This window comes from Oceanisphaera sp., from assembly GCF_048268965.1.
In the GTDB taxonomy this organism is placed as follows: Bacteria; Pseudomonadota; Gammaproteobacteria; order Enterobacterales; family Aeromonadaceae; genus Oceanimonas.
The window spans coordinates 55301-67557 of sequence record NZ_JBLWUK010000006.1; the positions used below are offsets into that span (position 1 = coordinate 55301).

Genomic DNA, 12257 nt, shown 5'->3' on the forward strand with positions numbered 1-12257 from the left:
TCGTTCAGCCCGGCGGCGACAGCCGCCGTTCCAGCCGCTGAAACAGGGCGTCGGTCAGTATGGCCACCAGCGCAACCATAATGCCGCCCTGCAGCACGAAGGCCATATTGTCGGTCAGCAGGCCGGCAATAATCACCTCCCCGAATCCCTTGGCCGCCACCGTCGACCCTATGGTGGCGGTACCTATGCTGATCACCAGCGAAATACGGATGCCGGCGATGATCATCGGCAGTGCCAGTGGCAGCTCCACCGACCACAGTTGCTGGCGCGGGCTCATGCCCATGCCGCGCGCCGCCTCACGCACGCTGTCGGGCACCTGCTGCAGGCCGGTGACGGTATTTTCATAGATAGGCAGCATGCCATAGAGAAACAGCGCCACCAGAGTGGGTGTCAGACCAAAACCCAGCGCCGGTACTGCCAGCGCCAGCACCGCCACCGGCGGAAAGGTCTGGCCCAGGTTGGCGATGGCCCGGGCCAGGGGCAGAAATTCCCGGCCGGCGGCGCGGGTAACCAGAATGCCGCCACCCACTGCCACCAGGGTGGCCGCGGCAATGGCGAGGAAGACCGCCGCCAGGTGCCAGATCAGCAGGTTGAAGAAGCTGTCGCGAGGGTAAATGGCCGGAGCCCGGGCATCTACCAAGGGGCGAAACAGTGGCTCCAGCCATGACATGTTCAGGGTCATGATCAGCAACACCAGCAAGGGGAGGCCCATGCCCAGCCAGCCGCGAACAGACGGACGCATCATGCTCTGGCACCCTGTTGCAATAAATCATGCAGCGTAACCTGACCTAGGGGGTTGCCGGCATCATCCACTACCCGCAGTTGTTGCGCCTTCTCCCAGATCAGCAGCGCCATGGCATCGCGCAGACTGGTGCTGGCCGTGATGGTGGGCGCCGCTGCCGCAGGCTGTTGTTGCAAGGGCAGGGGCGTCATCACCTGACTCACCTGCTTGATGGCCAGCAGTCGCAGCGACCTGTCCATCCCGCCCACCAGACTCTGCACGAAGCCTTCTCGGGGGTGGCGTAACAGGGTTTCGGGGCTGTCCAGTTGCAGCAGCTCACCCTTGTCCATGACCGCGATCACATCGGCCATTTTCACCGCTTCTTCCAGATCGTGGGTCACCATTATGATGGTGATGCCCAGCAGCTTCTGTACCCTTAACAGTTCGTCTTGCAGCAACTCCCGGGTTAATGGATCCAGGGCACCGAAAGGCTCGTCCATCAGCAGCAGCTCCGGCCGGGCGGCCAGTGCCCGGGCCACGCCTACCCGCTGTTGTTCGCCGCCCGACAGCTGGTGTGGGTATTTGCCGGCGAAGGTGCTGGCATCCAGCTTGAACAGGGTCAGCAGCTCGGTAACCCGAGCATCGATATCCGCTTTTTCCCAGCCCAGTAGTTTGGGTACGGTGGCAATATTCTGATGGATGGTTCGATGAGGAAAAAGCCCCACTCCCTGAATGACGTAGCCGATGCGCCGCCGCAGCTGTTCTGGCGGCAATGTGGTGACATCCTGATCATTGATCAGGATCTGGCCGTGACTGGGCTCTATCAGCCGGTTGATCATGCGTAGCGTGGTGGATTTGCCACAGCCCGAGGTGCCCACCAGCATGCAGAACCGGCCGTGATCCACCTTGAATGAGAGATCCTTGACGGCAACTTGAGATCCAAATCGTTTGCCGAGATCTTTTACTTCGATCATGTTTTATCGCCTCGTTGCAGGGCAATCAGGGTGTCGATCACAATGGCGAATAAAAAGGCCAGTATGAGGGTAGGCACGGCGCCCAGTATCACCAGATCGGTGGCTGTCTGGCCCAGCCCCTGAAAAATATAGGTGCCAAAACCGCCGCCACCGACCAAGGCGGCGACGGCCACCAGACCGATGTTCATGGTCACCACTACGCGCAAGCCGGTCAGGATCACCGGCATGGCCAGCGGAAACTCCACTTGCCACAGCCGCTGACCAGCGTTCATCCCCATGCCAAGGGCGGCTTCCCGTACCTGAGGGTCTATTTTGTCGAACCCCAGCGCGGTATTACTCACTATGGGTAACAGCGAATAGAAGAACAGGGCGATCACCGCCGGGGCGGCGCCAATACCGCGGATGCCCAGTTCGGCCAGTATCGGGTAGCCGGTAGCCAGCAGGCTGAGGGGGATCATCAGCAGGCCGAACATGGCCAGGCTGGGGATGGTCTGCAGGATATTAAGCACCGGAAACACCATGGCCTTCAGCCTGGCCGAGCGATGACAACGCACGCCCAGCGGAATGCCCACCAGCACCGCGGGGATGATGCTGCCCAGGGACAGCTGCAGATGACGAACCGCCTGATGCCAGAAGTCGGTTTGATTGTGATATTCCCGCAACAGCGATAATGCATTCCAGTGGCCGGAGGCCAGCAATATCATGACCGCCGTCACTATCGAGATAACCAGCGCCAGCCGGAGCAGGGGAGTGAGTGCCAGCTTGATGGCGACATCGGTGAGCAACAGCGCCAGCCAGAATATGGCCAGCCAGAAGCCGGCGTTGAGCGAAACCCGAGACAGTGGGCTGGCATCGCTCAGCAGCTGTGTTCCACTGGCACCGGCGGTATACATCAGCGCCATCAGCGTCAGAAAGGTCAGCAGCAGCCGAGCGCCCAATGCAGTGTTGAAAAGGGACAGCAGGCTGGTAAGCGCTAACATCACCAGCAGTGGTGCCAGCGAATAAAGGCTGGCCGCATCCAGCAGGCCGAGGCTCTGGCCGGGCATGATGCGGTTGGGTTGCAGGCTGACGAAGGGCAGGGCAAACAACGACAGCAGCAGGGCAACCCCGAGCGTACTGCCGACCTTGTCCAGATTGGAAAACTTCAAAAAAACTCCTGGCACATACTTAAAAAAACCGTCGATTTATATTGCTGTCTCTCAGCAGCAACCGAGGTGCTGGTGGGAGTGCAGACAGGCGACACCAGAGCATAAAGGAGGGCAAAGGGTCTGCTCCGCCGACCATCCGCGCCATGGGTGGCGCGGCTGAGCCTCCAGGGAGGGGTTTACGGCGAGTCGGCGGAGCGGGCCCTTTGGCCGATGCGTGTCAGTCCTTCAAAAAGCCGTTGTCGGACAGGTAGCTTCTGGCCACCGCCTGAGCGCTTTCGCCACCGATGGCGATGCGACTGTTCAGCTGTTGCAGGGTCTTGACGTCCAGCGATTGGAAGATGGGTCCCAGAATGGTGGCGATCTCGGGGTGTGCCTGCAGGATTTGTTCGCGCACTATGGGCGCCGGGGCATAAACGGGTTGTACGCCCTTGTCGTCTTCCATGACTACCAGGCCGACCGAGGCGATGGCGCCGTCTGTGCCGTAGACCATGGCCGCGTTGGTGTTATCGGTCTGCAGCGCGGCGGCCTTGATGGTGGCCGCCGTGTTGCCACCGGCCAGCACCAGCAGCTGATTATCGCTTAGCGTGAAATCATAGGTCTGTTGAAAGGCAGGTAATACCGCCGGGCTGGACACAAACTCGGCCGAAGCAGCCAGTTTGACCTTGCCGCCCTGGCTGACGTAGCGACCGAAGTCGGACATGGTTTGTAAGTGGTTACTATCGGCAATATCCTGACGCAGCGCTATGGCCCAGGTGTTGTTGGCGTTGGCCGGCGTCAGCCAGACCAGCTGGTGCTGGTCGTAGTCCAGCTGTTTGGCCAGCTCGTAGCCCTGCTCAAAGTTTCTCCATGCCGACTCGGCTTCCCGGTTGTGGAAGAAAGCGGCGTTGCCGGTGTATTCCGGGTAGATATCGATTTCACCGGAGGTAATGGCTTTGCGCACTATGGGGGTGCCCCCCAGCTGGGAGCGATTCTCTACATCTAGCCCCGCGTTTTCCAGCGCCAGATAGATAACATTACCCAGCAGACCGCCTTCGGTATCTATCTTGGAAGACACCACTATGGCGTCGGCGGCCAGGCCGGGCTGTGCCACAACCAGAGAAAGGGTAAACATGGCCGAAGCCAGCGACTTTTTCATGTAATTTGTCCTTGTCTTGAATACGGGTCCTGTCAATGCATGGGTTACTCTATGCAATGCTCGCCTGTCGGTAAACCGCTAACCTCATTTGATTCCCACTAGACTCAGTTTTGGGGTGGCTTTTTGCCACTCTCCGAGCCTGGGATCACATCTGTTTTGTCTGTTTTGGCATGTCGCGCGATGCGCAGGCTGAATGGCCGCCAGATCCCGTGCCAAGAGAAGCACTCCCATCCCCAGCGCAGCCAGCCGAGTAGGGCAAAGGCCAGCCACAATGCCCAGCCGAGCATCAACAAGCGATACACCAGCAAGGGCACGGATAATACCCAGGCCTGAGGCAGGCTGGCATCGCTTCTATCCTGATACCAGCGCAGCAGATTGCCATAAGAGTGGTTGCCACTAATCTGCATATTGGGCAGCCCCAGCAGGCCCTGCTGTATGGCAAAAAACAGATAGCTCAAGGCCAGCAGGGTAAGCAGTACCAAGCCGATTTGTACCAGGTTGAACCATTTGCCCACCGCTTCATGTTGCCAGCGGCCACGCAAACCCAAGGCCAGTAACCAGCCCACCACGATAAAAGTCATCCATAGCGGTATTTGCGTCAGCCCTATGCCCAGCAATAACCAATGATGAAAACGCAGTGGCGTAAAGGGCACGCGGCTTAAGGCCAGGGCCAGCAGCAGGGTAATCGCCAGCAAGCTCCAGAATAATACTGCCGGGCCCATGTGTGGCCCCATGGCGAATAACACCCAGCGGTCCTCACCCAGGGTGAGTTCAATCTCATTATTGACGCTGGGGCTGTTCAACCCGATGACGGGCGTGGTGTACAGCGGTTGAATGCCGCCATTATGGCGCCAGCTGATGTTCAGACTGTGTGCACCAGGGGTCAGCGGAATGGTCAGGCTGTTGTCTGGTTGCAAGCGAATGGGTTGGCTTTTACCGTTGATGACTACCGACTGCAGGCTGATGTCGTCGGGCAGTTGCAGGCTGTGCTGACCGCCCTGGCTGCTGCGTAGTTGCAGCACCAGACTGGCATCCACGGCTCTGTGACCTGGCGCCATCGTCAGCCTGGTGCTGTCTATGGTCAGGGTTTGCCCGGTTACGCCGGCAGGGCGGGTGATGCGTAGCGCCAGTGATTCACCTGGCCAGGGTCGCCATTCCGGCAGCCAGTGTCCGCCGGCATCCTGATGATGGATCACCGGCAGGCCGCTGGTTGCTACGTGCCAGATGGCGCTGGCATCCAGTTGCCAGCTTTCGGTCCAGCGTTCGGTATCGGCGGCGGTCAGCGTCAGCTCGGCTGACTTGTCCAGGCGCGACTGCCAACTGGCTTCACGCTGGTTGGCTGCCAGACTCAGTATCGCCTTGCCGTCTTGCACCTCAATGCCATCCGTGAGTACCGACTCACCGGTGAGCAAAGGGATGGCCAGGGAAACAGGCTGACCAGGCGGGGATAGGCGGCGCACGCGCGTTTCTATGGTCCAGTCCAGATCCAGCCGTAACACGCGGTTTACCTGCACGAAGCTCGGTTGCGCCCCCGGCTCCAGCTTGCGGGGAGTTGAGGCCGAGTGGGTTGGCTGCACCCGATTTAATTGCAATTGGGCATGGGGCACGCCATTTTCATCGACCCCTTGCAGGGTCCAGCCCGAGGCTTGCACCGTGACCCTATGGGGGCGCAGCGGCAGTGGCAGCTGTATGTTGCCCTGTTTGGGCAGGGGGCCGGCGAGACGCACGGCATGAATACCGGCTGGCAGACGCATGTACAGGGTGCCGTCCTGATGGCGGAGCAGGGCGCTGGTGGCGCTACCCTCCAGCAGTACCTGACTGGGTAACCAGTGCTCGGCGTTGGCGGGCAGCGGAACGGCCACGTTTTGCTGGGTATGTACTTCGAGATCGGCAACCAGTTGTTGTGCATCGACGGTGAGCTGCATGCTGGTGATTTGCGCGCACTGTGGCAGGCAGTCGGGGGGCGCCAGCAGGCGTTCTTTAAGTTGGGCTAACAGCCGGGCATCGGGCATGTCTGCCTGTACCGGGGTGGGCACCGCCATGAGCAACGGAATAACCAGGGTAGCGGGCACCAGCAACGACCACAGGCTGTGCTGTTGATGGATTCCCTGTTGCCGGCTGATACTCACCCCCGCCATGCGTAATATCAACAGGCTGACCAGCAGCACGCGCAGCAGGTTTAATATCAGGTTCATGGTCGGAGAAAGCAGCACCAGTTGTATTTGCTGATCCCGTTGTACCGGGCCATTCCAGGTAAAGTCTATGCTGTTCCATTGCCAGTTGGGCAGGCCGGATCCGGTTTGTACCTTGGCGTTGGGGTCGATTTGCGTGAGCGGCGCCGCCTTACCCGGGGCCGCAGCAGAAGAGAGGCGCTTGGCAGCAAGATCTTGCTGTTGTAATAACGGAGCGGCCAGTTCCAGCTGGTCACGGCTTATCGACTCCATGGGTGCCTCCGCCATAATGGGAGCAGGGTTGTCGGGCGTAGTGTGCGCTAACTGCGGATACATGGCAGTACGTACCTGATCCACCATAAAAGGAATGGCAATCAGCAACAGCACCAGCAGGCTGAGATTACGATAACCGATCACCCCTTTCTTCAAGCGGCCAGCGGGTAACACCCTAAGCAGTGCCGTGGCGGCCAGCAGATGCAACCACACCCAGCGCGGTGCCCCCAGGCCTGCCGCCTGGTGCCAGATCAGTGCCAGCGTCAGCAAGGTGACCAGCCCCCATTGCCAACCCCATAGGCGAAAGGCGGCCACGGCGGCAATCAATACCAAAAACAAGTCCAGCAGGGTCCAGCGCTGTAGCCAGGTCTCGGGCGCTTGATCCATGCCCGAGGCCGAGAGCAAAAGCCAGCCGGGCGGCAGGTGTAATCGGGTATGCAGAGACTGCAAGTCAAGATCCCAGCCAACGGCTGCCAGGGTATAAATGGCTCCTTGGTAGCGGCTATCGGCCGTTAAATCAAGCTGACCGCGACGCACCTCCACCCCCACTTGCTCCGACTCGGGCTGTTGGGTAATAAACTGGGCTTGCCCGTCAATCGCGACCCGCCCCAGCTGCAACTCGGGGCGGGTTTCCAGCCGCCAGCCCTGGTTCATTTGGCCGGTAATGGTGTCTTGCACACTATAACCGCCACCATCAAAGTCCAGCCACAGCTGGCGCTGCAGGCGCAATTGGTCGGGTTGTGTATCTTGATTGCCGCGGCGAATCTCTCGAAGCTGCATGCTCTCGCCCCGGGTGACTTGATAAGCCGGTAACTGCCGCCAATCCGCCGGCAGGTTTGTTTGCTGGGGATCGATGGCCGTCAGGTTTTCTACTTCCACCAGGCGCAGCGAAGGGGCGGCCTGAAACACCCAGACTTCCTGTTCTGGCCAGGGAGCGGGAGCCTCGGGCAGAGTCAGGCGGTTGATATTGGCGGGGTGGCGGCTAACCAGACTGATGCTCCAGCGGCCGGGGCGAACCTGCACTCTCAACCGGCCATCGGGCTCCAGTCTGGCGGGCAGGGGGCTATCAAGCTGCAGCGGTATTTGCCGATCGAGTAATAACGGGCCCAGCAAGAGCTCACGCTGTTCACCGGCGACGTCCAGGTTCACCAGGGTGGTCACCTGCAGGGGAATATTGTCTGCTACCTTGCGATACACCTGCAGCGACAGGGCATCGCCTTGGGGTGTCGTAGCGGCTTGATCCGGGTTGTTTTTGCCCAGCCACAAACGGCCTTTGTCATCCAGCTCTACCGATTCCACAACCTTATTGTTGATAGTAAGTGCTAACAACCCGGTTGCCGGGGTCAGCATCAAGTTTTTAGGTAATCGCGCCCATTGCCATTGCCCGGTAATCAGATGTTGGCCGGCGGGCAGCTTGATGCGAGGGCGGCCATTATCAACCGAGACTGGCTGGGGGTTACCGTTTACTGTGATGTGTTGTGGCCAGTGTTGCTGATTACCGGGCAGCTGCACCCAGCTCTCGGCATACAGTTGCCACTGCTGACTGAACTGGCCGCCATTATCGGTTAACTTCAGCGTCAGTCGCGTTGGCCAGGCGCATTGATAGCCATCGGCCTGGTTATAGATGAAGGGACATTGGCGCTGCTCCTCGCCTTCCAGCACCCAGTTTATCCAGGGCTGTAACGGCGCCGGTACTTGCTCTGGACTGATGGCGCGAGCAGAAAGCGAAAACAGGGTAAGCATCATCAGTAATACAAGCGTGCCTCGGCGCATAAGATTCCCTTCTTTGCTGAGTCGATAACGGGCGGTATTGTGATTCTGTCTGGGTTATAGCCTAGCACGAAGGCTTTAAACATAATCGTGATCGGTGAGACGCAAGGAGATAAAGGAGATAGTGGTCAAAACTGCATATCTGCAGCATCGGTGTTTTCCTCCTCACCCCTCACCCCTCACCCCTCACCCCTCACCCCTTACGTACTCCGGCTGTGCTCCGGTTTTTTTATTGCTAAAACTGAGCGCTAAGATTTTTTATATAACCAAACAGCATTAAAATGGGGTCTAGATGTGCAGTCTGTTGCAAAGTGCTACACCTTTGGTTTTTTTCTAGTGGTTTATGCTATAAAGTCACCACAATATTGGTATATGAGATGGATTTTTTACCCATCAAAGGATGACTATGAGCTCCACACAACCCCTGTTATTGCGTCTGTCTAACCGTGTTAGTTTAGTGACGCAGATTTTGATTGGCATTATTGCCGGTACCCTGCTGGCCGTTGTTGCGCCAGAGGCCGCCATCTCGGTTGGCTTGTTGGGTAACTTGTTTGTTAGCGCGCTGAAGGCCGTGGCGCCGGTACTGGTTTTTGTACTGGTGGCTTCGTCGATTGCCAACCACCGAAAAGGCAGCCAGACCAGTATCAAGCCCGTCTTGACCCTGTATCTGGTGGGGACCTTTGTGGCGGCGTTAACCGCCGTGGTGATGAGCTTTGCGTTTCCTACCGAACTGGTGTTGGCGACCAACGGCGCCGAGGCAACGCCGCCCGAGGGTATAGGCGAAGTCTTGCAGACGCTGCTGTTCAAGGTGGTTGATAACCCCGTTAATGCGCTGCTGACCGGTAACTTTATCGGAGTATTGGCCTGGGCCATTGGTTTGGGCCTGGCGATGCGCCACGGTGCAGACTCCAGCAAGCATCTGTTTAAAGACATCGCCGATGGCGTATCCAGCATCGTAAAAGTAGTCATTCGCCTGGCGCCTATCGGTATTTTTGGCCTGGTGGCCAATACCATAGCCGCCACCGGTTTTGATGCCTTGTGGGGCTATGCCCATTTGCTGGCCGTGTTGTTGGGGTCCATGCTGGTGATTGCGCTGGTGATGAACCCGCTGCTCGTTTATATCAAGATTCGCCGCAACCCTTATCCGCTGGTATTCAAGTGCCTGCGTGAAAGTGGCGTTACCGCCTTCTTTACCCGTAGTTCGGCGGCCAACATTCCGGTCAACATGGAGTTGTGCAAGCGCCTTGACCTGCATGAAGATACTTACTCGGTCTCCATCCCGCTGGGAGCCACCATTAACATGGGGGGGGCCGCCATTACCATTACCGTGCTGACCCTGGCTGCCGTACATACCCTGGGCATTGAAGTGGATATGGGTACTGCCTTGCTGTTAAGCATAATAGCGGCTGTGTCTGCCTGTGGTGCGTCGGGCGTAGCGGGTGGCTCTTTGCTGCTGATACCGCTGGCGTGTAGCCTGTTTGGTATTTCCAATGAAGTCGCCATGCAGGTTGTGGCGGTGGGCTTTATTATTGGTGTGCTGCAAGACTCGGCAGAAACCGGCCTGAACAGTTCTACCGATGTGCTGTTTACCGCCGCCGCTTGCCAGGCTGAACAAAACAAAGCCTGATTCTCGGACCTGAAGAAAGCGCAAGGCCGCGGGCATATGCCCGCGGCCTTTTTTTATCTCTGAATACTGGCACTACGGCCCGGTATCACTCCAGCCGCAGTAAGAACGGTGTCAGCCTGATCTGGCCGGGGAGCCAAAGGGAGTGCCTGCCTGGAAGGCAGACGGGGTCGTACCGGTCGGGGCCAGCAGTTGGGCCAGCTCGTCGGCCGGTACCGCCCTGGAAAACAGGAACCCCTGCAGCTCGTCGCAACCGTGGGCTATCAGGAAGTCCCGCTGGGCCTCGTTTTCCACCCCTTCGGCTACCACCTTCATGTGCAGTCGGTGGGCCAGTTCGATAATCGCCAGGCTGAGTACCGTATCCCGGGGAATGTCCTGCACAAAGGAGCGATCCAGTTTCAGCCGGCTGACCGGAAACTGCTTCAGGTAAGACAGCGAAGAGTAGCCGGTACCAAAATCATCGATGGCCAGCTGTACCCCCAGTTGCCGTATGCTGGCGAGCAGGATGAGTATGGACTCGTTGCCCTGGATCAGCATGCTTTCGGTCAGCTCCAGTTCGAGACTGCCGGCGGGTAACCGGGTTTCCTGCAGTATCTGTGCTATGCGCTTGACCAGATCCGGCTGATGCAGCTGTCGTTCCGACAGATTGACCGACACCCTGAGCAGGGGCAGGCCCTGCTGTTGCCAGTGCTGCAGCTGGCTGCAGGCGGTGCGCAGCACCCATTCGCCGAGGGGGACTATCAAGCCACTGCGCTCGGCCAGTGGAATAAACTCGGCGGGGGAGATCGGTCCCCTGACCGGATGCTGCCAGCGCAGCAAGGCCTCAACCGCCACACAGCGACCGTTGGCCGCTTGCACCAGGGGCTGATAGTGGACGCTGAACTGGTTTCGTTCGAGCGCTTGTGCCAGGTCGTTTTCAAGCGTCAGCCGTGTCAGGGCTTCCTGGTTCAGCTCTGGCTGATAGCAATGGTAGGCGTTACGACCCTCGGCCTTGGCCTGGTACATGGCGGCATCGGCATTGAGCAGCAGCGTCTCGCTGGTTTGTCCGTCTTCAGGATACTGAGCAATGCCGATGCTGACGCTGATCCGGACCTGCTGCTCATGCAGCCAGAAGGGCTGGGTGAGTTGTTCCAGTATGCGCTTGGCGACGGTCTGGGGAGAGAAGGGAACATCGTGTTGAGTCGGGACCAGCACGATGGCGAACTCGTCACCGCCCAGGCGGGCCAGGGTATCATGAGCGCGCAGGCACAGTTGCAGTCGCCGGGTCACCTGCTGCAGCAGCAGATCCCCGGCGGCATGCCCCAGGCTGTCGTTGACCTCCTTGAACCTGTCCAAATCCAGCATCATGACCGTCACCGGAGCCTTGCTCCTGTGTGCCAGCTGGATGGCTTGCGTCAGTCGGTCATGAAACAACAGTCGGTTGGGCAGGCCGGTCAGATTATCGTGCTGAGCTTGGTGCCTGAGCTGTTCTTCGAGCCGTTTCTGGGCGGTGATATCGTAAGCCGAGATCATGGCGCCAATTTGGTTACCCGTTTCATCATGGATGGGACCGCCACTGAGCAGCAGAATATGGAGAGACTGGTCCTGCTCCCGGATGGTGATTTCTTCCGCTTCGATCACTTCACCACGCAGGGCACGGTAAAGCGGTAATTGCTTCAGAGACAGGGGAGACTCCCCGTTTGCCGCATAGCAGGGATAGCGACGGTGCCACTCCTTGAGGCTCAGGCCTGCGGTGGCCCAGGGCAAATCTTCCAGGTTGCGGTTATTACAGTGGATGATGTGGCCGTCGATATTGCAGGCTACTACCAGATCATGACTCTGGCCCACCACGGCTTCGGTAAATGTTTTCGCCTTCAGCAGTTCGGAAGTATGCTCCCGGACCTGCCGGTGCAGGCGCTCCGTCATCTGGCTCTGGGTAGGGAGCCAGATTAACAGCCCCCACAACAGCATCAGGAAGCCACCCGAATACCCCACTACCTTTTCCAGAAAGGCTTGAGCTGGCGTATCGCCAATCACGATGAATGGTGACAGGGCAGCAAACTCGTCGGTAATATCCAGCAGGGAGGCAAAGGTCAGCAGGGCGAAGCCGGTCACGATTCTGGCCCAGCCTTTTTGTTTCAGATTACGGGATCGTCCCTGCCAAATCAGGACTCCCAGAATAGATAGCGAAACCAGTGCCTTCAGTATTTCGACGGCGACGTCGAATGTTTCTACACCCATGTGTTATTGCTCCGTCCATGGCGCAATGCGAAGAGGTACGCCAGTTACCTGCTTGTTATAAAAATCATTCCCACCATTATAGTCAGGCACAGGTATCAGAATAGGTTTCATATGAATAATTAGCTACCAAAAAGCAGCTTTATTGATCGGGAGCAAGCCGAGTGCCAGGTAGAGCAGAATAACGCCTGATCCCAGGGGCTGAAGAACGAGCAAGGCCGCGG

The 12257-nt window shown here is 58.5% G+C and carries 7 protein-coding genes; 1 reads left to right on the forward strand and 6 read right to left on the reverse strand.

All coding sequences use genetic code 11. The features are described from left to right. Positions 1-4: 4 nt before the first annotated feature. From ACN0VL_RS05015 to ACN0VL_RS05035, 5 genes are all read right to left on the reverse strand, one after another. A complete protein-coding gene (locus ACN0VL_RS05015) occupies positions 5-745 on the reverse strand; it encodes an ABC transporter permease (protein WP_417615108.1) in 741 nt (246 codons plus the stop codon). After that, entirely contained in the window at positions 742-1695 is a 954-nt protein-coding gene (locus tag ACN0VL_RS05020; RefSeq protein ID WP_417615110.1) for an ABC transporter ATP-binding protein, read from the reverse strand. The genes ACN0VL_RS05015 and ACN0VL_RS05020 overlap by 4 nt, the downstream gene beginning before the upstream one ends. Beyond that, on the reverse strand, positions 1692-2843 hold the full coding sequence (locus ACN0VL_RS05025) for an ABC transporter permease (RefSeq protein ID WP_417615112.1): 1152 nt from the start codon (positions 2841-2843) through the stop codon (positions 1692-1694). Before ACN0VL_RS05025 ends, ACN0VL_RS05020 begins: the two co-directional genes overlap by 4 nt. Positions 2844-3060: 217 nt before the next feature. Continuing rightward, a complete protein-coding gene (locus ACN0VL_RS05030) occupies positions 3061-3978 on the reverse strand; it encodes an ABC transporter substrate-binding protein (RefSeq protein WP_417615114.1) in 918 nt (305 codons plus the stop codon). Between the two features lie 104 nt (positions 3979-4082). Continuing rightward, positions 4083-8195 carry a hypothetical protein gene (locus tag ACN0VL_RS05035; RefSeq protein ID WP_417615116.1) on the reverse strand — a complete coding sequence of 1371 codons (4113 nt, stop codon included), beginning with the start codon at positions 8193-8195 and terminating at the stop codon, positions 4083-4085. 403 nt (positions 8196-8598) lie between these two features. On the opposite strand from ACN0VL_RS05035, the gene sstT reads away from it, so the two are divergent. After that, positions 8599-9819 carry a serine/threonine transporter SstT gene (sstT, locus tag ACN0VL_RS05040; protein WP_417615118.1) on the forward strand — a complete coding sequence of 407 codons (1221 nt, stop codon included), beginning with the start codon at positions 8599-8601 and terminating at the stop codon, positions 9817-9819. Positions 9820-9930: 111 nt separating this feature from the next. Here the strand turns inward: sstT and ACN0VL_RS05045 are convergent, their stop codons facing one another. Next, a complete protein-coding gene (locus ACN0VL_RS05045; protein WP_417615119.1) occupies positions 9931-12036 on the reverse strand; it encodes a putative bifunctional diguanylate cyclase/phosphodiesterase in 2106 nt (701 codons plus the stop codon). Between the last annotated feature and the right edge of the window lie 221 nt (positions 12037-12257).

Bases quoted from the DNA above. Each gene is read 5' to 3' on its own strand.
- ACN0VL_RS05015 (WP_417615108.1), bottom strand. From the start codon at position 745: ATGATGCGTCCGTCTGTTCGCGGCTGGCTGGGCATGGGCCTCCCCTTG.
- ACN0VL_RS05020 (WP_417615110.1), bottom strand. From the start codon at position 1,695: ATGATCGAAGTAAAAGATCTCGGCAAACGATTTGGATCTCAAGTTGCC.
- ACN0VL_RS05030 (WP_417615114.1), bottom strand. From the start codon at position 3,978: ATGAAAAAGTCGCTGGCTTCGGCCATGTTTACCCTTTCTCTGGTTGTG.
- ACN0VL_RS05035 (WP_417615116.1), bottom strand. From the start codon at position 8,195: ATGCGCCGAGGCACGCTTGTATTACTGATGATGCTTACCCTGTTTTCG.
- sstT (WP_417615118.1), top strand. From the start codon at position 8,599: ATGAGCTCCACACAACCCCTGTTATTGCGTCTGTCTAACCGTGTTAGT.
- ACN0VL_RS05045 (WP_417615119.1), bottom strand. From the start codon at position 12,036: ATGGGTGTAGAAACATTCGACGTCGCCGTCGAAATACTGAAGGCACTG.